This is a genomic window from Paracoccus subflavus (assembly GCF_004310345.1).
In the GTDB taxonomy this organism is placed as follows: Bacteria; Pseudomonadota; Alphaproteobacteria; order Rhodobacterales; family Rhodobacteraceae; genus Paracoccus; species Paracoccus subflavus.
Genome location: NZ_SISK01000016.1, coordinates 1 through 22,552, shown reverse-complemented (window position 1 = coordinate 22,552; position 22,552 = coordinate 1). Strand labels below are relative to the sequence as shown.

General features: G+C 66.8%; 24 protein-coding genes. 13 read left to right on the top strand and 11 right to left on the bottom strand.

Features of this window, described 5'->3' with window-relative positions; genetic code table 11:
* Nucleotides 1–4: 4 nt before the first annotated feature.
* The 8 genes from adh to EYE42_RS15205 all read right to left on the bottom strand — a co-directional run bounded on the left by adh (nucleotide 5) and on the right by EYE42_RS15205 (nucleotide 10,134).
* Complete coding sequence (adh, locus tag EYE42_RS15240; RefSeq protein ID WP_130992169.1) at nucleotides 5–1,531, bottom strand: aldehyde dehydrogenase; 1,527 nt, start codon at nucleotides 1,529–1,531, stop codon at nucleotides 5–7.
* 126 nt (nucleotides 1,532–1,657) lie between these two features.
* Nucleotides 1,658–2,611 carry a helix-turn-helix domain-containing protein gene (locus EYE42_RS15235; protein WP_170309515.1) on the bottom strand — a complete coding sequence of 318 codons (954 nt, stop codon included), beginning with the start codon at nucleotides 2,609–2,611 and terminating at the stop codon, nucleotides 1,658–1,660.
* 78 nt (nucleotides 2,612–2,689) lie between these two features.
* A complete protein-coding gene (locus tag EYE42_RS15230) occupies nucleotides 2,690–3,913 on the bottom strand; it encodes an ABC transporter ATP-binding protein (RefSeq protein WP_130992168.1) in 1,224 nt (407 codons plus the stop codon).
* A 19-nt stretch (nucleotides 3,914–3,932) separates the two neighbouring features.
* Nucleotides 3,933–5,468 (bottom strand): alpha-amylase family glycosyl hydrolase, encoded by a 1,536-nt coding sequence (locus tag EYE42_RS15225; protein ID WP_246020848.1) that lies wholly within the window; start codon nucleotides 5,466–5,468, stop codon nucleotides 3,933–3,935.
* Nucleotides 5,469–5,471: 3 nt separating this feature from the next.
* On the bottom strand, nucleotides 5,472–6,605 hold the full coding sequence (locus EYE42_RS15220) for a carbohydrate ABC transporter permease (RefSeq protein WP_130992166.1): 1,134 nt from the start codon (nucleotides 6,603–6,605) through the stop codon (nucleotides 5,472–5,474).
* Nucleotides 6,605–7,600 (bottom strand): carbohydrate ABC transporter permease, encoded by a 996-nt coding sequence (locus EYE42_RS15215; protein WP_130992165.1) that lies wholly within the window; start codon nucleotides 7,598–7,600, stop codon nucleotides 6,605–6,607. Before EYE42_RS15215 ends, EYE42_RS15220 begins: the two co-directional genes overlap by 1 nt.
* A 57-nt stretch (nucleotides 7,601–7,657) precedes the next feature.
* The gene (locus tag EYE42_RS15210; RefSeq protein ID WP_130992164.1) at nucleotides 7,658–9,013 is read right to left on the bottom strand and encodes an ABC transporter substrate-binding protein; all 1,356 of its coding nucleotides are present in this window, start codon (nucleotides 9,011–9,013) and stop codon (nucleotides 7,658–7,660) included.
* A 68-nt stretch (nucleotides 9,014–9,081) separates the two neighbouring features.
* Entirely contained in the window at nucleotides 9,082–10,134 is a 1,053-nt protein-coding gene (locus tag EYE42_RS15205; RefSeq protein ID WP_130992163.1) for a quinoprotein relay system zinc metallohydrolase 2, read from the bottom strand.
* A gap of 137 nt (nucleotides 10,135–10,271) precedes the next feature.
* Between EYE42_RS15205 and pqqA the strand changes: the two genes are divergently transcribed.
* The 12 genes from pqqA to EYE42_RS15145 all read left to right on the top strand — a co-directional run bounded on the left by pqqA (nucleotide 10,272) and on the right by EYE42_RS15145 (nucleotide 19,221).
* Complete coding sequence (pqqA, locus tag EYE42_RS15200) at nucleotides 10,272–10,364, top strand: pyrroloquinoline quinone precursor peptide PqqA (protein ID WP_076522366.1); 93 nt, start codon at nucleotides 10,272–10,274, stop codon at nucleotides 10,362–10,364.
* A gap of 71 nt (nucleotides 10,365–10,435) precedes the next feature.
* A complete protein-coding gene (pqqB, locus tag EYE42_RS15195) occupies nucleotides 10,436–11,317 on the top strand; it encodes a pyrroloquinoline quinone biosynthesis protein PqqB (protein ID WP_130992162.1) in 882 nt (293 codons plus the stop codon).
* Nucleotides 11,314–12,066, top strand: a complete 753-nt coding sequence (gene pqqC / locus EYE42_RS15190) for a pyrroloquinoline-quinone synthase PqqC (RefSeq protein ID WP_246020847.1) — start codon at nucleotides 11,314–11,316, stop codon at nucleotides 12,064–12,066. The genes pqqB and pqqC overlap by 4 nt, the downstream gene beginning before the upstream one ends.
* A complete protein-coding gene (gene pqqD / locus EYE42_RS15185; protein ID WP_130992161.1) occupies nucleotides 12,063–12,383 on the top strand; it encodes a pyrroloquinoline quinone biosynthesis peptide chaperone PqqD in 321 nt (106 codons plus the stop codon). The genes pqqC and pqqD overlap by 4 nt, the downstream gene beginning before the upstream one ends.
* The gene (gene pqqE, locus EYE42_RS15180; RefSeq protein ID WP_130992160.1) at nucleotides 12,380–13,525 is read left to right on the top strand and encodes a pyrroloquinoline quinone biosynthesis protein PqqE; all 1,146 of its coding nucleotides are present in this window, start codon (nucleotides 12,380–12,382) and stop codon (nucleotides 13,523–13,525) included. The genes pqqD and pqqE overlap by 4 nt, the downstream gene beginning before the upstream one ends.
* Nucleotides 13,522–14,301, top strand: coding sequence for a quinoprotein dehydrogenase-associated SoxYZ-like carrier (locus tag EYE42_RS15175; protein WP_130992159.1), 780 nt, complete (start codon nucleotides 13,522–13,524; stop codon nucleotides 14,299–14,301). Before pqqE ends, EYE42_RS15175 begins: the two co-directional genes overlap by 4 nt.
* 9 nt (nucleotides 14,302–14,310) lie before the next feature.
* A complete protein-coding gene (locus EYE42_RS15170; RefSeq protein WP_130992158.1) occupies nucleotides 14,311–14,871 on the top strand; it encodes a cysteine hydrolase family protein in 561 nt (186 codons plus the stop codon).
* 127 nt (nucleotides 14,872–14,998) lie between these two features.
* The gene (locus tag EYE42_RS15165; RefSeq protein WP_130992157.1) at nucleotides 14,999–15,706 is read left to right on the top strand and encodes a response regulator transcription factor; all 708 of its coding nucleotides are present in this window, start codon (nucleotides 14,999–15,001) and stop codon (nucleotides 15,704–15,706) included.
* Nucleotides 15,706–16,869, top strand: coding sequence for an FIST N-terminal domain-containing protein (locus EYE42_RS15160; RefSeq protein ID WP_130992156.1), 1,164 nt, complete (start codon nucleotides 15,706–15,708; stop codon nucleotides 16,867–16,869). The genes EYE42_RS15165 and EYE42_RS15160 overlap by 1 nt, the downstream gene beginning before the upstream one ends.
* A complete protein-coding gene (locus EYE42_RS15155) occupies nucleotides 16,859–18,181 on the top strand; it encodes an ATP-binding response regulator (RefSeq protein WP_130992155.1) in 1,323 nt (440 codons plus the stop codon). The genes EYE42_RS15160 and EYE42_RS15155 overlap by 11 nt, the downstream gene beginning before the upstream one ends.
* 93 nt (nucleotides 18,182–18,274) lie before the next feature.
* Nucleotides 18,275–18,883 carry a hypothetical protein gene (locus EYE42_RS15150; protein ID WP_246020846.1) on the top strand — a complete coding sequence of 203 codons (609 nt, stop codon included), beginning with the start codon at nucleotides 18,275–18,277 and terminating at the stop codon, nucleotides 18,881–18,883.
* A complete protein-coding gene (locus EYE42_RS15145) occupies nucleotides 18,880–19,221 on the top strand; it encodes a hypothetical protein (protein ID WP_130992154.1) in 342 nt (113 codons plus the stop codon). The genes EYE42_RS15150 and EYE42_RS15145 overlap by 4 nt, the downstream gene beginning before the upstream one ends.
* Here the strand turns inward: EYE42_RS15145 and ubiB are convergent.
* Nucleotides 19,218–20,756 (bottom strand): 2-polyprenylphenol 6-hydroxylase, encoded by a 1,539-nt coding sequence (ubiB, locus tag EYE42_RS15140; RefSeq protein WP_130992153.1) that lies wholly within the window; start codon nucleotides 20,754–20,756, stop codon nucleotides 19,218–19,220. The genes EYE42_RS15145 and ubiB overlap by 4 nt on opposite strands.
* Nucleotides 20,756–21,502 carry a bifunctional demethylmenaquinone methyltransferase/2-methoxy-6-polyprenyl-1,4-benzoquinol methylase UbiE gene (ubiE, locus tag EYE42_RS15135; RefSeq protein WP_130992152.1) on the bottom strand — a complete coding sequence of 249 codons (747 nt, stop codon included), beginning with the start codon at nucleotides 21,500–21,502 and terminating at the stop codon, nucleotides 20,756–20,758. Before ubiE ends, ubiB begins: the two co-directional genes overlap by 1 nt.
* A 75-nt stretch (nucleotides 21,503–21,577) precedes the next feature.
* On the opposite strand from ubiE, the gene mutM reads away from it, so the two are divergent.
* On the top strand, nucleotides 21,578–22,423 hold the full coding sequence (mutM, locus tag EYE42_RS15130; protein ID WP_130992151.1) for a bifunctional DNA-formamidopyrimidine glycosylase/DNA-(apurinic or apyrimidinic site) lyase: 846 nt from the start codon (nucleotides 21,578–21,580) through the stop codon (nucleotides 22,421–22,423).
* 9 nt (nucleotides 22,424–22,432) lie between these two features.
* On the opposite strand, the gene EYE42_RS15125 is transcribed toward mutM, so the two are convergent.
* A partial coding sequence (locus tag EYE42_RS15125; RefSeq protein ID WP_165455820.1) for a transposase occupies nucleotides 22,433–22,552 on the bottom strand: 120 nt, incomplete at its 5' end.

The window sequence follows — 22,552 nt, the reverse complement described above, 5'->3', positions numbered from 1 at the left end:
CGCGTCAGAAAAAGCCCAGCTTCTTGGGGCTGTAGCTGACCAGCATGTTCTTGGTCTGCTGGTAATGGTCCAGCATCATCTTGTGGTTCTCGCGCCCGATGCCCGACTGCTTGTAGCCGCCAAAGGCCGCGTGGGCGGGATAGGCGTGATAGCAGTTGGTCCAGACCCGGCCCGCCTTGATCGCGCGGCCAAAGCGGTAGCAGGTGTTGGCGTCGCGCGACCAGACGCCCGCGCCCAGACCATACAGCGTGTCGTTGGCGATCGACAGCGCCTCGTCCTGGTCCTTGAAGGTGGTCACGGACACGACCGGGCCGAAGATCTCCTCCTGGAAGACCCGCATCTTGTTGTGGCCCTTGAAGATCGTCGGCTTGATGTAATAGCCGCTGGAGAGTTCGCCGCCATGATCGGCCGCCTCTCCACCGATCAGAACCTCGGCCCCTTCCTTGCGGCCGATGTCGAAATAGGACAGGATCTTTTCCTTTTGTTCCGACGATGCCTGCGCGCCGATCATCGTGGCGCTGTCGCGCGGATCGCCCTGCTTGATCGCCTCGACCCGCTTGAGGGCGCGTTCCATGAAGCGGTCATAGATCCCTTCGTGGATCAGCGCGCGCGACGGGCAGGTGCAGACCTCGCCCTGGTTCAGCGCGAACATGACAAAGCCCTCGATCGCCTTGTCGAAGAAATCGTCATCCTCGCGGGCGACATCCTCGAAGAAGATGTTAGGCGACTTGCCGCCCAGTTCCAGCGTCACCGGAATCAGGTTTTCCGACGCATACTGCATGATCAGCCGGCCGGTGGTGGTTTCCCCGGTAAAGGCGATCTTGGCGATACGCGGGTTCGACGCGAGCGGCTTGCCGGCCTCGAGTCCGAAGCCGTTGACGACGTTCAGCACGCCCGGCGGCAGCAGGTCGCCCACCAGATCCAGCCAGACCATGATGCTGGCGGGGGTCTGTTCGGCGGGCTTCAGCACCACGCAGTTGCCGGCCGCCAGCGCCGGGGCCAGCTTCCAGCAGGCCATCAGCAGCGGAAAGTTCCAGGGGATGATCTGGCCCACGACGCCCAGCGGCTCGTGAAAGTGATAGGCGACGGTGTCGTTGTCGATTTCGCTGATGCCGCCTTCCTGCGCGCGCAGCACGCCCGCGAAATAACGGAAATGGTCGATCGCCAGCGGCAGGTCGGCGGCCATCGTTTCGCGGATCGGCTTGCCGTTGTCCCAGGTTTCGGCGGTGGCCAGCAATTCCAGGTTCTGCTCCATCCGGTCGGCGATGCGCAGCAGGATCAGCGACCGTTCCGCAGCGGCGGTCTGGCCCCATTTGTCCTTGGCGGCATGGGCGGCGTCCAGCGCAGCCTCGATGTCGTCGGCGTTCGACCGGGCGATTTCGCCGATCTCGGCCCCGGTGATGGGGGTGGTGTTGGTGAAATAGCGGCCCGATTTCGGCGCGGTCCACTGCCCGCCGATGAAGTTGTCGTAACGCCGGGCAAAGGGCATCACGCCCACGCCCTTGAATTCGTGCGTCTGGTCGTTCGGCATCGTTTCCTCCTCAGGTGCGCCCCGAAGTCTCCCTCCTCGGGGCCTGATGACAGATGGGCACAGCAACGATTCGGCGCAACGGGACCGCGATCCCGCAGGACCGCTTCTGTCTCATGGATGAGACAGTCAGCCGGATTTTTCGCCCAGGCCCAGCCGGGCCATGCGGCGATACAGCGTCGCCCGTCCGATCCCCAGGGCGCGCGCGGCGGCCGAGACATTGCCCTCTGCCCGCGCCAGGGCCCGCGCCACGGCGGCCCGCTCTGCCTTGTCGAAACCCGTCATCTCGTCGTCGCGACCCAGCAGGTCGGCGGCGGGACGGGGGCGGATCGCGCCTTCGCGTTCCAGCCCCAGGGCGCGGCGCGCGGCGCGGGTGGCGCCGATGGCCAGGTCGTCCTTGTCCACCGCCAGCAGGACGGCCGCCTCGGTCGAATCGTCGGCCGCAACGATCCGCGCGCCGGGAAAGCTGGCGCGAAAGAACACCGCCTCGATCGCGCGGGCAGTCTGCGCGACCTGCGCGCTGATCAGCCGGTTATAGCGTTCGGTCTGGTCGGCGCGGGCGGAACTGACATCCAGGGCCGCCAGCAGCCGCCCGTCCGGCCCCCAGATCGGCGCGTCCATGCAGGACATCGCGGTGTTGCGGGTGCGGAAATGTTCCTCGCGATGGATCGTGACCTGCCGGCCCTCGGCCAGACAGGTGCCGATGCCATTGGTGCCCTGGGCCGCCTCGGACCAGATGGTGCCCTGCCACAGGCCCCAGTGGCGGAACTGTTCGGCATCGGCCTCATTCACCCGCTGATCCAGCACCACGCCCTCGGCATCCGTCAGCAGCACATTGCAGCCCGACAGGCCGACCAGGCCGAACAACTGGTCCAGTTGGGGGGCGGCCACGCGCAGGAACCGCTCCATCGCCTGCCTGCGGCAGGCCAGTTCGTCGCCGGTCAGGCGGTCGGGACGGCGCCCGTCGGCGGGATCGAGTCCATGCTTCAGCATGGACCGCCGCCATGATGCGGCCAGAGCCGAGGTCGCGGATCGCGACTGCGACTGTTCGGCCACGAGATCGGCGTGGCTACGCTGTGCCATGAGTCCTCCTGCCGGAAGACTAGCGCAGATTCGCCATCGCGCAATTCACGACTTTGGTCGCTGACCGGGGACCTGGGCTCAGCGGGCCGGTCCTTCGGGCTTGATCACCCCCTGCGCGATCCGGTCGCCCCCATCGCGCGGACCGGCGGGCGCGCCGCCCAGGCTGCCCGATGGCGCAGCCAGACGCGGCTGATAGGGCGGCAGGCTGTCCGCGCCGTCGCGATACAAAAGCGACTGCCCCTTGTGGAACAGATGCAGGGCGTGCGGATCGGCCGTCAGCCGTACGCGCCGACCCTTGAGGCCGGGATGGATGCCGGGAAGCTTTGCAATGACCGGGACCATTTCGGCCTGGGTCCCGAAATACAGCAGCGTCACCTCGCCCAGGGCCTCGGTCAGGTCCACGGTCCCCTCGAAGACGGGGGTGCCCTCGGTTTCGCGCATGTCCTCGGGCCGCACACCCAGGTTCACGGGCATGTCCTGATCGCCCGCGCGGGTCGGGATCGCCACCTGCGCCTCCAGCCCGCCGTCCAGCGCCACGGTCGTCACCGGCCCCACGGTCTTGACGCGGCCGGGCAGCAGGTTCATCGCCGGGCTGCCGATGAACCCCGCGACGAATTCGTTGACCGGGCGTTCGTACAGCTCCAGCGGGGCGCCGACCTGGGCGATGCCGCCGCCCGCCAGCACCACGATGCGGTCGGCCAGCGTCATCGCCTCGGTCTGGTCGTGGGTCACATAGATCATCGTGCGGTCGGGCATCGAGGCCTTGAGCTGCGCGATCTCGATCCGGGTGGCGACGCGCAGGGCGGCGTCGAGGTTCGACAGCGGCTCGTCGAACAGATAGACCTTGGGGTCGCGCACGATGGCCCGCCCGATGGCGACCCGCTGGCGTTGTCCGCCCGACAGCGCCTTGGGCAGCCGGTCCAGATACGGGGTCAGTTGCAGCATCCGGCCCGCCCGGTCGGTGGCCTCCTGCACCTCGGCCCTGGACTTGCCCGCGATCTTGAGGGCAAAGGCCATGTTGTCGCGCACCGTCATGTGGGGATACAGCGCATAGGACTGGAACACCATGGCGATGCCCCGCTGGCTGGGCGGGATGTCGTTCATCCGCTGCCCGTCGATTTCCAGCGTGCCGCCGGTGATCCGCTCCAGCCCTGCGATCATCCGCAAAAGGGTGGACTTGCCGCAGCCCGAGGGACCGACAAAGACGATGAATTCGCCCGACCGGATCTTCAGGTCGATGTTTCGCAGAACATGCACGTCACCATAGGATTTGGCGACATCGGTCAGTGTCAGATCGGCCATCGGCGTTCCCCCTTTGCCGCTATCCCTCGATGATCCGGACCTGCCAGGGACGCAGGCCGCCCACAGGTTCGTCGGACAGGTTGGCCCGGATTTCCAGCGTCTGCTGGGTGTCGGCGCGCGTGAAGGTCAGGATCGATCCATCAACCGTCATGTCGGACATGGTGCCGCCGCGCAGGGCGGAATGCTTGCGCCGCAGGTTGATGGCCCAGCGATAGTGATGAAGCATCGACTGGGCGTCGGATTCCTGGCTGACGACGGTGCGTTGCAGATGGGTGTGGGGAATGGGCAGCCAGGGCTTGGCGGTCGAAAAGCCCCCGTTCACCCCCATGTCCCAGACCATCGGCGTCCGGCAGCCGTCGCGGCCCTTGAATTCGGGCCAGAATTCCTTGCCATACGGGTCTTGCAGATCTTCATAGGCAATGTCTGCCTCGGGCAGGCCCAGTTCCTCGCCCTGATACAGGCAGACCGACCCCTTCATGCACAGAAGGATCGTGGCATAGGCCTTGGCGGCCTGGTCCGACAGGTTCCAGCGGCTGATATGGCGCACGACGTCATGGTTCGACATCGCCCAGCAGGGCCAGGAATTGGGCGCCACCGAATGCAAGGCGTCGAATACCTCGGCGATGCGGGTTGCGGCCAGATCCCTGCCCGACAGGAAATCGAACACATAGGACATCTGCATCCGGCCCGCGACGCCGGTATATTCCTCGAGCAGCTCCAGGGCGCGTTCGCTGTCGCCGATCTCGCCGATCACGGCGGCGCCATAGCCGCGCAGCAGCGTGGCCATCCGTTCCAGAAAGGCGATGTTTTCGGGCTGCGACTTGTCGTAGCGGTGGCTCTGGTGGTTATAGGGGTTCACCGCCGGGGCCGTGTCGGACTTGCGCTGTTCCCGGGGCAGGGGCGGGTTGTCGCGAAGCTGGGCGTCGTGGAAATAGAAATTGACGGTATCCAGCCGGAATCCGTCCACGCCCTTGTCCAGCCAGAACTTCGCCATGTCCAGCAGTTCGTCCTGAACGGCCGGATTGTGAAAATTCAGGTCGGGCTGCGAGGTCAGGAAGTTGTGCAGGTAATACTGTTCGCGCCGGGCGTCCCATTGCCAGGCGGGCCCGCCGAAGATCGACAGCCAGTTGTTGGGGGCCGTGCCGTCGGGCTTGGGCTCGGCCCAGACATACCAGTCGGCGCGGGGATTGTCGCGGCTGGCGCGGCTTTCGACGAACCAGGGGTGCTGGTCGGATGTGTGCGACATCACCAGGTCGATCATCACCTTCAGGCCCAGCTCATGCGCCCGCTCGATCAGGAAGTCGAAATCCTCCATGGTGCCGAACAGCGGCTCGATGCCCCGATAATCGCTGACGTCATAGCCGAAATCCTTCATCGGCGAGGTGAAGAAGGGCGAAATCCAGACCGCGTCCACCCCCAGCGAGGCCACATAAGGCAGGCGCTGCGTGATGCCGGGCAGATCGCCCACACCGTCGCCGGTCGTGTCCTGGAAACTTCGCGGATAGATCTGATAGATCACTCCGCCCTTCCACCAGTCGATTTTCGCGTCCGTCAAGATTCATCCACCTTTCACCGATCCGGCCAGCAGCCCGCGGACCAGATATTTCTGCATCGCGAAGAACACGACCAGCGGCACCGCGATCGAGATGAAGGCCGAGGTGGCAAGGATTTCCCATTCGCCGCCCTTCGATCCCATCAGCTCGCGCAGCACGCCGGTCATGACAAGCTGTTCGCGCGTATTGCCCAGGAAAACGGTGGCGACAAGAAGGTCGTTCCAGACCCACAGGAATTGGAAGATGGCGAATGACGCCAGGGCCGGAAAGGACAGCGGCAGGATGATCTTGCGGAAGATCTGGAATTCGGTCGCGCCGTCAACGCGGGCGGATTCGATCACCTCGCGCGGCAGGCCGACCATGTAGTTGCGCAGCAGATAGATGGCCAGCGGCAGGCCGAAGCCCGTATGGGCCAGCCAGATGCCCAGGTATCCCTTGCCGATCCCCAGTTCGTTGTGCAGCCGCAGCAGCGGGATCAGCGCCACCTGCAAGGGCACGACCAGCAGGCCCACCACAGCGGCCGTCAGCAGCGCCCGGCCCGGAAAATCCATCCAGGCCAGCGCATAGGCCGCGAAGGCCGCGATCAGGATCGGGATCACGGTCGCGGGGATCGTGACGGTCAGGGTGTTCATGAAGGCGCGGCCCAGCCCTTCGGCGGTCAGGACCCGGCTGTAATTTTCGGTCGTCAGGCGGGCGGGGGCGCCCGTGGTCACGAAGATCCGTTCACCGCGGCGCATCTCGAACGGGGCGGCCGAGGTCAGGCGATAGCGGCCATCCTCGGCCACGGTCAGTTGCCAGCCGTCCTCGATCTCGACCGTCTCACCGGGCTGGTGGGCGGCGGGGTCGCGCGGGCCGGTGCCCCAGGCGATCAGGGACTGTCCCTCGGTCAGAACCGTTCCTTCGATGACATATAGTCCGTCCTGCTGGACGGCATCCTCGGCCGTGCCGGTGCGCACGAAACCAGTGGCTTCCTGTGCCGAGAACGACTGCCACCAGCCCGAGGTCAGGATCTGGTCCCGGTCCCGGAACGACGACACCAGCAGTCCCAGCGTCGGGATGGTCCACAGCAGCACCAGCAGGAAGGCCGCGATGTTGACCGCCCAGACCAGCGAGGATTTCCGTCCGGCCATGCCTTCCATCAGCGCACCTCCCTGCGGGCGTTTATGATGTTCCAGATCATGATGGGCGTGACCAGCAGCATCAGGATGATGGCGATGGCCGATCCGCGGCCGTAATCGGGCGTGCCGCGGAACATCCAGTCGTACATCAGGTTCGCCAGCACCTGCGTGCCCCACTGCCCGTTGGTCATCACGAACACGATGTCGAAGACCTTCAGCACGACAATGGTGATGGTGGTCCAGACCACGGCAATGGTGCCCATGATCTGGGGCACCTTGATCTTGAAGAACACCTGCCAGGGGGACGCGCCGTCCAGGATCGCGGCCTCGATGGTTTCCTCGGGGATGCCGCGCAGGGCGGCCGACAGGATCACCATGGCAAACCCGGTCTGGATCCAGACCAGCACCACCATCAGGAAAAAATTGTTCCAGGGGATCAGCGTCAGCCACAACTGCGGCCCGCCGCCCAGGGCCTGGACGATGGCGTTCAGCAGGCCGATCTGATTTTCGCCCGGCGCACGGTATTCGTAGATGAATTTCCAGATCACCCCGGCGCCGACAAAGCTGATCGCCATGGGCATGAAGATCAGCGACTTGCCGATGGCACCCCATTTCAGCCGGTCGGTCAGTTGCGCGGCGATCAGCCCGAACAGCGTGGACAGCGCCGGCACTACCAAAAGCCAGACCAGGTTGTTGCGCATCGATTCGCGGAACTTGCCGTCGCCCATCAACCAGGCATAGTTCGCCCCGCCGACGAACTCTGTCCCGCGCGCGTTGTGGACCGATCGCCACAGGCTGTCGAAGATCGGATAGACCAGATAGACGGCCAGAAACAGGATCGCCGGTCCCAGAAACAGCCAGGGCCGGATCTGGCTGGCCTTGCGGATATTGTCCCCCGCCTTCGGGCCGCGCGGCGGATAGATGCGGTCCAGGATCAGGTTCGACCCCCAGAACCACGCCACGCATCCAAAGACGCCGATGGCAATCGTGCCGATGGCCAGCCAGAACAGTTCCATGATCCGTGTCCCTTCCGATATGACGGGACGCGGCGGCGGGGCCGCCGCATCCGGCCGTTATTGCAGCGTGGCCCAGGTCTGCTGGACGCGGTCTGCAACCTCCTGCGCGGAAGCCCCGCCCACGAAATCGACCATGGCGGTCCAGAAGGCGCCCGCGCCGACCGCACCGGGCATCAGGTCGGACCCGTCGAAGCGGAAGGTCGTGGCATCCAGAAGGATCTCGCCCATCTTGCGCTGAGTGTCGCTGGCATAGGCGTCCATGTTCACGCCGGCATGGGGCGTGGTGAACCCCGATTGCGCCATCCACAATTCATGGGCGGCAGGCGTTTTCAGAAACTCGATAAAGGCCATCGCCACCGGATTGTCGGAAAACACCCCGAACAGCGTGCCGCCGCCCAGGACCGGCTGGCCCATGCTGCCATCGGCGGGCGCGGGGAAGTAGAAGAAGTCGTAATCCTCGCCCTCGACGGTATCCTCGGGAAAGAAGGAGGGGATGAAGCTGGCCTGCCGGTGCATGTAGCAGGCGGGCGGGCTTTCGAACAACCCGTTCGGGCTTTCGCGGAAATCGTTCGAGGCGACGGATGCCGGGCCGCCCGCCACAAAGGCGTCGTTCTTGGCGAACCAGCCGAACTCCTCGATGGCGGCCACGACCTTGGGATCGTTGAAAGGCAGCGCGTTGGTGGTCCAGCCGTCGTAATCCTCGGGCGTGTTCAGGCGCAGCATCAGATCCTCGACCCAATCGGTCGCGGGCCAGCCCGTTGCCCCGCCAGAGGCCAGACCGATGCACCACGGCACCTCGCCGTCGGCGGCGATCTGTTCGGTCAGCGCCTTCAGCTCTTCGTAGGTTTCGGGGATTTCATAGCCCGCATCCTCGAAATTCTCGGGGACGTACCAGACCAGCGACTTCACGTCTGCCTTGTAGGGAAAGGCGAACAGGCGTTCTGTTCCGTCCTGCCCGGCATAGGTCGCAAGCGCGGTCCAGCTTTCGCCCGCCGCATAGTTGTCACGCAGCCATTGCGCAGTGTCTTCGCCCAGATCCCGCAGATAGCCCTTGGCGGCCAGTTCGGCGGCCAGCCCCGGTTGCGGCAGCACGGCGATGTCGGGGGGCGATCCGGCCTCGCTGTCGATGACGATCTGCTGTTCAAAGCTGTTCGACCCCGAATAGTTCACGGTCGCGCCCGTCGCATCCTCGAAATAGGCGGCGATCGAGGTGAACAGTTCCTGGTCCACCCCCAGCCACGGCCCCAGGATGGTGACGCTCTGCCCGTCCAGATCGGCATGGGCTGCCGCGAAATCCTCGAGGCTTTGCCAGTCGATGCGGTCGTCGCTGTTCTTTTCGATGACCAGTTGCGCCTGTGCCGTGCCCGCGATCAGCGCGGCCACGGCCGCCGTCGCGCAAAACGATGCCTTCATGTGCCTGCTCTCCCCTGGTTTTCGGCGTTGCGGCGATGGTCAACCGAAACCGGGGGTTGTGTCAATTCCTACCGCCATTCCAGTTCCTTGAAGACCGCCGTCGCATCGCGCGCCGCCGAGTCCGGAAAGGCTATCCATTCCCCGGACAGGGGCCGCAGGGCCTCGACGATGGCGGGCACGGCACGCGACAAGGGCAGTCCCGCATCCAGCGTCTGGCGGGTGGCATCCCCAAGCGCCGTCAGAAAGGTCTGCTGGGGCAGGATCGCGCTGGACCAATCGGCCGCCACGGGGCCATGGCCCGGCACGATCATCCCTCCATGCCCGGCGCCCTCCATCCATGCCAGCCAGCCGGGCAAGGATCCATCGACGATGGGCGTCAGGCCGCGAAACACCAGATCTCCGGCAAACAGCGTCTCGGTGGTGCGGTCCAGCACGGTCAGGTCGCTGTCGCTGTGGGCGGGCCCCGCCGCGGTCAGGGTCAGGACGCGCCCGCCCAGGTCGATCTCCAGACGGTCCGTCACCGCCACATCTGGCAGCACGATGCGCGTGCCGATCATGGCGGCCGATCCGTAAATCCGCGTCATGTTGTCCAGATAGACCGGCCCCCGTGTCCGCAGCGCATCGGCCAGCCGCCCATGACCGACCACCGCCGCCCCGGCCTCGGCAAAGACCGAGGCGCCCAGGGCGTGATCGGGATGGGCATGGGTCAGGATCACATGGCTGACCGGCTTGTCGCTGATGCCCCGGATGGCCGCCAGCAGCGCCTGCCCCTGCGCGCGCGAGGTGCCGGCGTCGATCACGGCGATGCTGTCGCGCCCGATCACCACCCCCAGATTGGCGATCCGGCCGTCCGGGCTGTCCTCGAACGGGGCGATCTGGCCAAGATGGACATGGACCCCCTCGGCCACCGGCTGCAACGGCAGCGCAGCCAGATCCGAGAGTGCCCGGCATTCCAGCCCATCCTGGGTCAGACCGGGCTGTCCCGCCAGCCAGTCAGCCGCGAATCGCGGTGCCTGTTCCCGGCATTCGGATACGGTGTCGAAGGGCCGTCCGGTCAGGACCACCGGCCCGCAAAATGCAGGGTTTCCCGCCAGGCATGCCGACAAAACGGCAAACAGCATGTCCAAATCTTCCCGATGGCCGGACTAATGCTCTAACTTTTCGTGACTTGCGACCTTAGTCCTGTTGATTCGCAACGGTCCTGTTCTAACATGTCATCCTGCGGCAAGGACCGCGAGCAAACTCTGGAGGAGACTGCATGGCTTGGACCAAACCTACCCTGAAGGAAATCGCCTGCGGCATGGAAATCAACATGTACGCCCCGGCCGAGGACGAACCCGTCCTGTTCTGAGGCAGATGCCTCGGGCAACTTAGACGGCCCCGTCCGACGTCATCGGGCGGGGTTTTTTCGTCGGGAGGATCATGCGGATCATCGTTCTGGGCGCGGCGGCGGGCGGAGGTCTGCCGCAATGGAACTGCGGCTGCCGCAACTGCGATGGCGCGCGGACCGGACGCCTGTCCGCCATGACGCAAAGCTCGATCGCCGTCAGCGCGGATGGGGAAAGCTGGTCGATCCTGAACGCATCGCCCGATATCCGGGTGCAACTGGCCGCGACGCCTGCGCTGTACCCGACCGGGCTGCGCGACATGCCGTTGCGGTCGGTGCTGGTGACGAATGGCGACATCGACCACGTGGCGGGCCTGCTGACCCTGCGGGAAAGCCAGCCCTTTGCGCTGTTCGCCACGCCTGCGATCCACGCGACCCTGGCCGGCAACCCCATGCTTGCCGCGCTGCGCGCCGATCTGGTGGCGCGCCAGCCGGTCGTGCTGGACGAAAGCGTCGAGATCGCGCCGGGCCTGACCGCGACACTGTTCGCGGTGCCGGGCAAGGTGCCGCTCTATCAGGAAGGTGCCGTTGTCGAGACGGGCCTGATGGGCGAGAACACAGTGGGCGTGGAACTTGTGGCGAATGGGCGCCGGGCGCTTTATATTCCCGGCTGCGCCGATCTGCCGGACTGGCTGACGAACAGAATCGCCGGGGCCGACCTGCTGATGTTCGACGGCACCCTGTGGGAGGATGACGAGATGATCCGCATGGGCCTGGGGCACAAGACCGGGCGGCGCATGGGCCATATGCCTGCGGCCGGCTCTATCGCCGCCCTGCGCGATGTTCCGGTGGAACGGCGGGTGTTCGTTCACATGAACAATTCCAATCCGCTGGTCGATCCGGCCAGCCCGCAGACGCACGAAGCAGAGGCCGGCGGCTGGCAGGTCGGCCGCGATGGAATGGAGATCACGCTGTGAAGGATGTGCAGGACCAGGCGCAATCGCGCGAGGATTTCGAGGCCCGGCTGCGCGCCATCGGCGCCCAGCGCTATCACGACCGCCACCCGTTCCACAAACGCCTGCATGGCGGCCACTGCACCCCCGACGAGGTGCGGGCCTGGGTCATCAACCGCTGGATGTACCAGTCGCGAATCCCCATGAAGGACGCGGCCTTCATGTCCCGGGTCGAGGATCCCGACCTGCGCCGCCATTGGCGCAAACGGATCGAGGATCACGACGGCACTGTGGCCGAGGGCGGCGGCATCCGCCGCTGGCTGGCGCTGGCGCAGGCGGTGGGACTGGACCCCGATTACGTCGCCAGCGGCGTGGGGATCATGCCGGCAACGCGGTTTGCCGTCGATGCCTATGTCCGCTTCGTGCGCGAGATGCCCCTGCTGGACGCGGTGGCCGCCAGCCTGACCGAACTGTTCGCCCCGCGAATTCACGCCCAGCGGATCGAGGGGCTGCTGGCCCATTACGATTTCGCCGACGACACCAGCCTGGCCTATTTCAGGAAGCGCCTGACCGAGGCGCCCGAAGACGTGCAATTCGGCCTGGACTATGTGCTGACCCATGCCGACACGCGCGAAAGACAGGACGCGGCGGCGGCGGCGCTGACCTTCAAGACCGACGTGCTGTGGGCGCAGCTTGACGCGCTGTGGCATGGCTATGTCGAGGGCAACATCCCGCCGGGCGCCTGGCGGCCGGGCGAGGGGATGGCGCCATGACCGTCCAGCCTGCCCGCCTCACCCCCGCCCCGCTGATCGGTGCCGACGACATTCCCTATCTGCCGCGCGGGGTGCGGCTGGCCGACGACCGGGTGCGCGGCATCCGGGTCCTGCAGGCGCCCGAGCGCGCGATGCAGTTGGACGCCATCGGCGATGCGATCCTGGGGGAACTGGACGGCGTCCGCAGCATGGGCGCCATCGTCCGCGACCTTGCCGCCCGCTATAATGCGCCGCCGGACCAGATCGCGGGCGACGTGCGCGATTTCCTGACCGGGCTGATCGAACGGCGGATGGTCTTTGTCCGGGAACGGCCATGAGGGACCAGCTTCAACAGCAGCCCCGCGACCTGGACGGCAACCCCGTCACCCCCGGCCTGCCGATGGCCATGCTGGCCGAGATCACGCATCGCTGCCCGCTGGCCTGTCCCTATTGTTCCAACCCGGTCGAACTGACCCGCGCCGCGCAGGAGCTGACCGCCGACGACTGGGGCCGGGTGTTCCGGCAGGCGGCGGATCTGGGCGTGTTGCAGGTCCATATCTCGGGCGGGGAACCGGGCGCGCGGCGCGATCTGGCGCAGATCGTGGCCCATGCGCGCGATGCGGGGCTGTATGTGAACCTGATCACATCCGGCATCGGCATCACCCGCGACCGGCTGGAGGAGCTGGACCGCGCGGGCGTCGATCACGTGCAACTGTCGTTGCAGGGAATCCGTCCCGACATGGCCGACCGGATCAGCGGCCATCCCGGTTCCTGGGACAAGAAGATGGGCTTCGCGGGCTGGGTGCAGGACATCGGCTTTCCCCTGACCATCAACGCCGTGGTCCACCGCCAGAACCTGGAACGCCTGCCCGACATGATCGATCTGGCCGAAACCCTGGGCGCCCGGCGGATCGAGGTGGCGACCGTGCAGTTCCACGGCTGGGCGGATCTGAACCGCCGTGCGCTGATGCCCACGCGCGAACAGGCGGCATTCGCTCGGACCGTCGTGAACGACGCGCGGATCCGTCTGCGCGGCCGCATGGTCATCGACTATGTGCCCGCCGACCACCATGCCGTCTATCCCAAGGCCTGCATGGGCGGCTGGGGCAGCACGGGCCTGAACGTCGCGCCCGACGGCACGGTGCTGCCCTGCCATGCCGCCCAGTCGATCCCCTGGATGCAGTTCGAGAATGTCCGCGACCGCCCCCTGGCCGAGATCTGGCACCTGTCCGACAGCTTCAACGCCTTTCGCGGCACCGCCTGGATGCCCGAACCCTGCCGGTCCTGCGACCGCAAGACCGTCGATTTCGGCGGCTGCCGCTGCCAGGCCATGGCATTGGCAGGCGATGCGCGGGCGACCGATCCGGTCTGTTCGCTGTCGCCGCTGCATCAGCAGGTCGTGGCCCGCGCCGAGGCCGATGCGGATGCCGATCCCGGCGAACTGATCTACCGCCGCATGAAGAAGGGAGACACGTCATGAAAGCCGCGCTTCTTGCTGCCCTGCTCTTGGCCGGGGGTCCGGCCCTGCCGCAGGAAAACCCCCTGCAACCCTCGGCCACATGGGAGGACCTGCGCCAATCCGTCCTGGGTCTTGCCGGCGACGTGGCGCAGGATGCGACCGTCCTTGACCTCGAGGCACCGCTGCGCGCCTACGAGGCTGCCATCGTTCCCGTCCGCCTGGTCCAGCCGGCGGATGCCCCGCCCGTGCGGGCCGCGACGCTGGTCATCGACGAGAACCCGGCCCCCGTGGCCGCCGAATACGGTTTCGGCCCCGCGCTGATGCCGCTGGACTTCGAGATGCGCGTGCGCGTGGACAGCTATTCGGATGTGCGGGTGATCGCCGACACGGGCAACGGCAGCCGGGTCATGGCGGGCCGGTTCGTCAAGGCCTCGGGGGGCTGTTCGGCGCCCGCCGGCAAGGACATGGCCGAGGTCGAGGCGACCATGGGCCAGATGCGCTGGCGCTCGGCACCGGAAAACGGGCGCCATGTCGGCACGCTGATGATCCGGCACCCGAACTTTTCCGGGTTGCAGCGCGATCAGGTGACGCTTCTGAACATTCCCGCCCATTTCATCGACCGGCTCGAGGTCCGGCAGGGCGACGAAATGCTGTTTTCCCTGGAGGCCGGGATTTCCATCAGCGAAGATCCGGTGTTCCGTTTCGCCTATGCCCCCAATGGCCAGCCGATCCATGTTCGGGTCGAGGATACCGATGGCAATCGCTGGGACCAGACCTTTGAAGCCGTCAGCGGATAGGAACCGATCATGACCAAACGCGCCGTCGTCGCCGTGGATATCCAGAACGATTATTTTCCCGGCGGGAAATTTCCGCTGGAAGGGATGGAAAATGCCGCCGCCAAGGCGCGGGCCGTGCTGGATGCCGCCCGCGAAGGTGGCGACCTGATCGTCCATGTGCGCCATGAATTCGCCGACCCTGGGGCGCCCTTCTTTCATCCGGGCAGCGATGGGGCCATGATCAACCCCGCCGCCGCGCCCCGGGACGGCGAGATCGTGGTGACCAAGACCCAGGTCAACGCCTTCAGGGATACGGACCTGCAAGCCATCCTTGAAAAGCACGGCGTCACCGATGTCGTGATCGTCGGCGCCATGAGCCACATGTGCATCGACGCCGCGACCCGTGCCGCGTCCGACCTGGGCTACCGGACCACGGTGATCGCCGATGCCTGCGCGACACGCGACCTGGAATTCCAGGGCACCACCGTCCCCGCCGCCCATGTTCATGCCGCGATGATGAGCGGGCTGGCCTTTGGCTATGCCACGGTGACGGACGCCCGCGACTGGATTTCCGCGCAGGCGGCGGCCTGATCCCCCAGATCCGGGCCTGTCCGACCTTTGTCGCAGATGCGGCTTGCTTTGCGGGGCGGCTGGCCTACAATCGGCCATGGCATCCGCAGGAGGAGACTGCGGTCATGCCGACATGGGAGGAGAACGAATGACAGCCGCAGCCATGCAGGCCCGCGTGCCGCAGACGCCACGGCAAAGCGCCGATCAGGTGCGCGAAATCCTGATCGTGGACGACCACCCGCTGATGTGCGACGCGCTGGCGCTGACGCTCAAGATCAGCTTTGGCCTGAAAAACGTCCGCACCGCCCGCAGCCTGGGCGCCGCGCTTGACCAGATCCGGTCGCAGGGCGCGCCCGATGCGGTGATCCTGGACCTGAACCTGCCCGACGCGCGCGGGGCCGAGGGGATCGTGACCCTGCGCCGGCAGTTGCCCGACGTGCCCATCACGATGATTTCCGCCGACCTGGACGGCACCATGATCTCGGCCGCGATGGCGGCGGGGGCGCAGGGCTATGTCAGCAAGTCGCTGGGCCGCGAGGCCCTGGTGGACAGCCTGCGCCGCATGTGGGAGGGCGAGCATGTCACCCCCGACGGCTATGCCCCCGAACAGGCCGAGGCCGAGGATGCCGCCAAGGCCGAACTCGCCCGCCGTTTTGCCACCCTGACGCCGCAGCAGATGAAGATCCTGCGGCTGATCTGCCAGGGCAAGGCGAACAAGGAAATCAGCTACGAACTGTCCATCGCCGAGGCGACGGTCAAGACCCACATCACCGCCATCATGTCCAAGATCAACGCGCGCCGCCGCACCCAGGCGGTGCTGCTTGCCAACACGGTCCGGCTGTTCGAGGCGGGCTGATGAATACCGGCCCGGCCGCGAGGGAGGGCGCCGCCGGGCCGGTGGCCGTGCAGGCCGACCGCAAAGCGGCCGATTGCGGTCGCATCCTGCTGGAAGGCCTGCGCGGCGCCGATCCGGGACTGGTGCTGGTTTTTGGCGCGGATGGCCCCGATCTGGCCGCGCTGGACGCGGCGTTGCGCAAGGGCCTGCCCGAGGGCTGTATCGTCGCGGGATGTTCGTCGGCCGGAGAGATCGGGCCGAATGGCTATGCCAGCGACAGCGTCGTGGCGATCGGCTTTCCATCCTCGTGCTTTCGCGCGCAGGCGCAGATCCTGCCCGATCTGGACCGGCTGCCGGTGTCGGACTGGATGGCCACGCTGCGCCGGCTGCATGCCGGATTCGGACCCGATCCCCGCCGTTCGCTGTTCGGGCTGCTGCTGGTGGATGGCCTGGCCGGGCAAGAGGACGCGCTGGTGGCCAGCATCGACGCCGCCCTGCCCTCGGTCCCGACGCTGGGCGGGTCGGCGGGCGACGGGCTGTCCTTTCAGCAGACCTGGCTGTTGGCGCATGGGCGCGTCATCGACAACGCGGCGGTGTTTCTGCTGGTCGAGACCGATCTGGCCGTGGCCGAGATCACGTTCGCCCATTTCAGCCCCACCGCCACCCGCATGGTCGTCACCGCCGCCCTGCCCGAAAAGCGCCGCATCCTGGAACTGAACGCCGAACCCGCAGCCGCGGAATACGCCCGCCTGGCGGGGCTGGACCCCGCGTCGCTGACGCCCACCGAATTCGCCCGCCATCCCCTGCTGCTGCGCATGGGCCGCCGCCACCATGTCCGCGCCATCGGCGAGGCCACCCCCGACGGCGGCCTGTCGCTGATGTCGGCCATCGACACCGGCACCGTGCTGACGCTGGGCCGGACCGAGGACATGACGCGCGGATTCGCCGAGGCGCTGGCATCCCTGCCCCGTCCGCCGCTGATGGTTCTGGGGTTCGACTGCATCCTGCGCCGCCTGGCTGTGGAACGCGAGGGGCTGGCCGAGCGGATGTCCGAGCTTCTGGCACGCTATCGCGTGGCGGGCTTCAACACCTATGGCGAACAGCACAGCGGGATGCATGTGAACCAGACCTTCGTGGGCCTGGCGTTCATGCCCCAGGCACCGGCCGGCGACGATGCTGCGTGACGACGACAGCCTTGAACGGCAGATCGAAAAGCTGGATCGCATCAACCGGGTGCTGATCGACCGTATCGACCGGCTGGAGGAATCGCGCGGCTCGGCCTGGTCGATGTTCCAGGCCGCCGTGGCCCTGGAACAGGAGGTGATGGTCCGGACCCGCGATCTGGAACGCGCCCTGGCCGACCTGTCGCAGCGCAACCGCGAACTGGCCGTGGCCCGTGCCAGCGCCGAGGAAGCCAACCGGTCCAAGACCCGCTTTCTGCGTGCGGCCAGCCACGACCTGCTGCAACCTCTGTCCGCGGCACGCCTGTTCCTGTCGATGCTGACCGACACGCCGATGAACGAACTTCAGACCGAACTGACCAGCCGGCTGTCGGGCGCCTTTGAATCGGTGGAACAACTGATGCATGCGGTTCTGGACATCTCGCGCCTGGACAGCCAGCGGATCGAGTTCAACCGCCAGCCAGTCCCCCTGGGCGATCTGTTCCGCAGGCTGGCCGTGGAATTCGCGCCCATGGCCGAGGCCAAGGGCCTGCGCCTGTCATTCGTGCCCACCGACGCGGTGGTCGACAGCGATCCGGTATTTCTGCGGCGCATTGCGCAGAACCTGGTGTCGAACGCGATCAAGTACACGCAGCGGGGCGGCGTGGCCGTGGGCGCGCGCCGGCGCGGCGGGCTGTGCTGGCTGTGTGTCTATGACACGGGCATGGGCATCCCGGCGGTGGACCGCAACCGCATCTTTGACGAATTCCAGCGCCTGTCGGGGGACGGAACCACCCCCGGCATGGGGCTGGGCCTGTCCATCGTGCGCCGCGCCTGCGCCAAGCTGGGCCATCCCATCGACCTGCAATCCGAGGCGATGCGCGGCACGCTGTTCCGGGTGGGCCTGCCCCCTGTCCAGAACAGCCCGGCCTCGAGACCCGCGACATCGGGCCGGTCCGCATTGCCCCTGCGCGGTCGTCTGGCCCTGGTGGTCGAGAACGATCCCGAGATGCGCCGGGGCTACGAAATGATCCTTCACGACGCGCTGGGCATGGTCGTGCGCGCCACCGGCGGCACGGCCGAGGCGCTGGCGACGATGGGCGACGACCCCCCCGACGTGATCCTGGCCGACTATCATCTGGAAAACGGCGATACGGGCATCCGGGCCATCCGGGCATTGCGCCGGGCCGCTGGCCGGGCGATACCCGCCGTCATGGTCACCGCCCATCGCGACCCGCAGATCGCCAAAAGCTGCACGGCGATGCGGGTGCATCTGATGGAAAAGCCGGTCCGCCCCCCCGAGTTGGCCGAGATCCTGGGCGCGATCCTGGCCTGATGCCCTGCGACCAAAGGCCGATCCCCGCCATCGGGGCTTGCACCCCGGACCGGGGAACGTAACTCTGTCCGGCAGGGATATGGGAGGAAACGCATGATCCGTAACCTTGTCGCGGCGATCCTGATGACGGCATGGGCAGGCATGGCCCCCGCTGGCGAGGCAGGCGACGCCGTGTTCGCCGATCGGGGGCCGTGGTCATTGGAAGACGCCGGTCTGCGCTGGAGCCTGCATGTCGAAGGCCCGGAAATGCCAGGGTTCCTGCCGATCAAGAACGGCAGCCTGACCTTGACCCAAGCCATCGACCCGTCCGACCAGCAGCCGGTGTTGCGCCTGGTCCAGCAGACCGATACCCGAATGCGCGAGATCGGCCCCTTTCCCGTGTCGGGCGGCGATCCGGTGCTGACCTTTTTCCTGGAACAGGTCACGCGCGACATGGCGCGGCTGACCGGCGGCAGCCCCCATTACATCCGCAACCGCATCAAGGACGCCCTGTTCGAGGGCGGCAAGATCGACCGACAGGGCGACGGCTCGGTGGCCCGCTTTTCCCCCTTTGCCCAGGATGCGAACGCGCCCCGGATGGGCGGCTTCAGCACCCTCACGCTCAGCTTCGTTCTGGGCGATCCCCGTCAGCCGATCCGCGAGCTGCGCGCCGAAACGCAGGGGCCGCAGCCCGGCTATCTGACCCGGATGGAGTTGCAATGACCCGCCGGTTCCCTGCTGCCCTGCTGATCGCCCTGGCCGCGGGTCAGGTTCATGCGCAGGCGGTGAACGACTATCCCACCAATGCACGCGCCGAATATGTCTTTGCCTGCATGGCCACCAACGGGCAGACCCGCGACATGCTGGACCGCTGTTCCTGCGCCATCGACCGGATCGCCGAGGTGCTGCCCTTTCAGGCCTATGTCGAGGCCGAAACGGTGATGCGGATGCAGCAGACCACCGGTGAACGGGCCGGCATGTTCAAGAGCATGGCCCAGATGACCGAGATTGTGGCCGACCTGCGCCGCGCCGAGGCCGAGGCCGAAATCCTCTGTTTCTAGGCCAGGGCCATTCCCAGCGCCGCGCCCGCCCCCAAAGCCAGCGCCACCGCCAGCCACACCGGCGCGCCGCGCCGCGCCAGGATCGGCTGCGAGGGGCGGGCGTCTTCGGGATGGGCGCGTTCCCACAGCGCCTGTTCGACGATCTGCGGCAGCAGCGGGCCGAAGCGGCCCACGGTCTGGGCCACCTTGACCATGTCGCCCGCCAAGGCCTTGGGGCCGATGTTGGACCGGATGTAATCCGATACCACGGGCTTTGCCGCGTCCCAGATGTTCAGTTGCGGATCGACCGACCGGGCCACGCCCTCGACCACGACCATGGTGCGCTGCAGCAGGATCAACTGCGTCTGGGTGCGCATCCCGAACCGTTCGGTGACCTCGAACAGATAGGCCAGCAGGTTCGCCATCGAGATGCGCGTGGCATCGGCGCCGAAGATCGGCTCGCCCACGGCGCGCAGGGCGCGGGCGAACTGCGCCTCGTCGCGGTCGCGGGGCACATAGCCCGCCTCGAAATGCACGCGCGCCACGCGGCGATAATCGCGCTGGATGAAGCCATACAGGATCTCGGCATAGACGCGGCGGGTGTATTCGTCGATTTCGCCCATGATGCCGAAGTCATAGGCCAGCACGTCGCCATTGGCCGCGACCTTCAGGTTGCCGTGATGCATGTCGGCATGAAAGAAGCCGTCGCGCAGGGCATGTTGAAGAAACAACTGGATCACCCGCGTGGCGATGCGGCTGATGTCGTGGCCCGCCGCGATCAGCGCGTCCCTGTCGCCCATCGGCAGCCCTTCGGCCCAGTCAGAGGTCAGTACCCGGCGAGAGGACAGATCCCAGAGCGGCCGGGGAATCGCGAATCCCGGATCGTGCTTGGTGTTCTCGGCGAATTCGGACGCATTGGCCGCCTCGAGCCGCATGTCCTGTTCGGCCGTCACGGTGGCTTCGAAATGGCGGACCACATCGCGCGGGCGCAGGCGGCGGCTGCCGGGCGACAGGACCTCGATGATGCCTGAGGCAAAATGAAAGGCGTCGATGTCGCGGCGGAAGGCCGCGGCGATGCCGGGCCTGATCACCTTGACTGCGACCTCGCGCCCGGTTTCGCGCACGCGGGCGCGGTGGACCTGGGCAATGGATGCGGCGGCCACGGGTTCCGAGAATTCTGAAAACAGCAGATCGACCGGCTGGCGCAGGTCGGCCTGGACGATCTGTTTCGCGATGTCGGTCGGAAAGGGGGGCAGGCGATCCTGCAGCAGGCGCAACTGCATGGCCATTTCCACCCCCACGACATCGGCGCGGGTGGACAGGATCTGGCCGAACTTGACATAGGCCGGACCCAGGGCGGTGATCGCCCGCGTGATCGGCGGCAACGCCGGGTCGCCCTTGTAGCCCAGCCAGCGGAACGGCCAGCCCAGCACGCGGGCGGCAACCCGCAGCCGGGGCGGCGCCTCGACGGCGTCCAGGACCGCGCGCATCGCGCCCGTGCGTTCAAAGGTCGCGCCCGTGCGGATCAGGCGCAGCAGGTTGTGCGGACCCCGCATTACAGCTTCCAGCCGGAATGCAGCGCGGCGATTCCCATCGACAGGTTGCGATAATGCACCCGACCGAATCCGGCGGTGCGGATCATGTCGGCGAAACTGTCCTGGTCGGGGAATTTGCGGATCGATTCCACCAGATACTGATAGCTGTCGCGATCCCCCGTGACCGCCTGACCCATGGCCGGGATGACATTGAAGCTGTAACGGTCATAGGCCCATTGCATCGCCGGCACGGGGATCTGGCTGAATTCCAGCACCATCAGCCGCCCGCCGGGACGCAGGACGCGATATGCCTCGGCCAGGGCATCGGCGATGCGGGTGACGTTGCGGATGCCGAAGCTGATCGTGTAGCGGTCAAAGCTGGCATCGGCAAAGGGCAGCGCCATCGCGTCGCCCGTGACCCAGGCCAGCCGGTCGCCCTTTTCGACCGCATCGGCGCGCTTCCTGCCCTCGGCCAGCATGGATTCGGTCATGTCGCAGACGGTGACGCGCGCGCCCGGCGCCCGGTCTAGGAACCGCAAGGCGATGTCGCCCGTCCCGCCCGCCACGTCCAGCAGATGCTGACCATTGCGCGGGGCCAGCCAGTCCATCATCGCGGTCTTCCAGATGCGATGGATGCCCGCGCTCATCAGGTCGTTCATCAGGTCGTAACGGCTGGCGACCGACGAAAAGACCCCGTGGACCATTCCGGCCTTGGCATCCTCGTCCACGGTCCGGAAACCGAAATGGGTCTGCTTCTTCTCGCTCATGCGCTTGCCGTCCGCCTGTTTCATCGCCAGATAAGCCCGGCCTGCCTGCGGCACAATGCAGAGAAAGGGATCGGATTGCCAGAATTGCCCGAAGTCGAGACCGTGCGCCGCGGCCTTGTGCCGCACCTGGAGGGCGCGCGCATCGCGCGGGCCGAGGTGCGCCGCCCCGACCTGCGCTGGCCCCTGCCGCCCGATCTGGTGCAGGTTCTGACGGGGGCCACGGTCACGGCGCTGCGGCGGCGATCGAAATACCTGCTGGCGGAACTGGATCGGGGCGGCACGCTGCTGATGCATCTGGGCATGTCGGGGCGGATGCTGGTCCAGGGCGGCAGCCTTGGCGATTTCCACCGCGACCCGGCGATCCTGCCGCGCCACGATCATGTGGTGCTGACGACCGATGCGGGCGCCACCATCACCTTCAACGACGCCCGCCGGTTCGGCATGGTCGATCTGATCCGCGAGGGCAGCGCCCATCCCCTGCTGGACCATCTGGGGCCGGAACCCTTTGACGACAGCTTCACCCCCGCTTATCTGGCCGCGGCCCTTTCGGTGCGGCGCGTCCCGGTGAAACAGGCGCTGCTGGACCAGCGCATCGTCGCAGGCCTGGGCAATATCTACGTGTCCGAGGCCCTGCATCGCGCCGGGATCGACCCGCGCCGGGCGGCGGGGCGCATCGGCGCCGCCCGGGTCGCGGCCCTGGTGGGCCACATCCGAAACGTGCTGACCGATGCCATCGCCGCAGGCGGCTCGTCGCTGCGCGACCACCGGCAGGCCAGCGGCGAACTGGGCTATTTTCAGCACAGCTTCCGCGTCTATGACCGCAAGGACGCGCCCTGCACCGCCCCCGGTTGCGCGGGCACGATCCGCCGGATCGTGCAGGGCGGGCGGTCCAGTTTCTTCTGTTCCGCTTGCCAGCGCTAGGGTCCAGCCTCATAACCACCACGTGACGATAGCGGCGAGGGCTATGGCTGCGGTGTAGGTGCGGGCGAGCTTGTCGTAGCGGGTGGCGACGCGGCGGAAGTCCTTGATGCGACAGAAGGCGCGTTCGAC

Coding starts and splice junctions, on each gene's coding strand:
- adh (WP_130992169.1), bottom strand. CDS start 1,531: ATGCCGAACGACCAGACGCACGAATTCAAGGGCGTGGGCGTGATGCCC.
- EYE42_RS15235 (WP_170309515.1), bottom strand. CDS start 2,611: ATGGCACAGCGTAGCCACGCCGATCTCGTGGCCGAACAGTCGCAGTCG.
- EYE42_RS15230 (WP_130992168.1), bottom strand. CDS start 3,913: ATGGCCGATCTGACACTGACCGATGTCGCCAAATCCTATGGTGACGTG.
- EYE42_RS15220 (WP_130992166.1), bottom strand. CDS start 6,605: ATGGAAGGCATGGCCGGACGGAAATCCTCGCTGGTCTGGGCGGTCAAC.
- EYE42_RS15215 (WP_130992165.1), bottom strand. CDS start 7,600: ATGGAACTGTTCTGGCTGGCCATCGGCACGATTGCCATCGGCGTCTTT.
- EYE42_RS15210 (WP_130992164.1), bottom strand. CDS start 9,013: ATGAAGGCATCGTTTTGCGCGACGGCGGCCGTGGCCGCGCTGATCGCG.
- EYE42_RS15205 (WP_130992163.1), bottom strand. CDS start 10,134: ATGCTGTTTGCCGTTTTGTCGGCATGCCTGGCGGGAAACCCTGCATTT.
- pqqA (WP_076522366.1), top strand. CDS start 10,272: ATGGCTTGGACCAAACCTACCCTGAAGGAAATCGCCTGCGGCATGGAA.
- pqqB (WP_130992162.1), top strand. CDS start 10,436: ATGCGGATCATCGTTCTGGGCGCGGCGGCGGGCGGAGGTCTGCCGCAA.
- pqqD (WP_130992161.1), top strand. CDS start 12,063: ATGACCGTCCAGCCTGCCCGCCTCACCCCCGCCCCGCTGATCGGTGCC.
- pqqE (WP_130992160.1), top strand. CDS start 12,380: ATGAGGGACCAGCTTCAACAGCAGCCCCGCGACCTGGACGGCAACCCC.
- EYE42_RS15175 (WP_130992159.1), top strand. CDS start 13,522: ATGAAAGCCGCGCTTCTTGCTGCCCTGCTCTTGGCCGGGGGTCCGGCC.
- EYE42_RS15170 (WP_130992158.1), top strand. CDS start 14,311: ATGACCAAACGCGCCGTCGTCGCCGTGGATATCCAGAACGATTATTTT.
- EYE42_RS15165 (WP_130992157.1), top strand. CDS start 14,999: ATGACAGCCGCAGCCATGCAGGCCCGCGTGCCGCAGACGCCACGGCAA.
- EYE42_RS15160 (WP_130992156.1), top strand. CDS start 15,706: ATGAATACCGGCCCGGCCGCGAGGGAGGGCGCCGCCGGGCCGGTGGCC.
- EYE42_RS15155 (WP_130992155.1), top strand. CDS start 16,859: ATGCTGCGTGACGACGACAGCCTTGAACGGCAGATCGAAAAGCTGGAT.
- EYE42_RS15150 (WP_246020846.1), top strand. CDS start 18,275: ATGATCCGTAACCTTGTCGCGGCGATCCTGATGACGGCATGGGCAGGC.
- EYE42_RS15145 (WP_130992154.1), top strand. CDS start 18,880: ATGACCCGCCGGTTCCCTGCTGCCCTGCTGATCGCCCTGGCCGCGGGT.
- ubiB (WP_130992153.1), bottom strand. CDS start 20,756: ATGCGGGGTCCGCACAACCTGCTGCGCCTGATCCGCACGGGCGCGACC.
- ubiE (WP_130992152.1), bottom strand. CDS start 21,502: ATGAGCGAGAAGAAGCAGACCCATTTCGGTTTCCGGACCGTGGACGAG.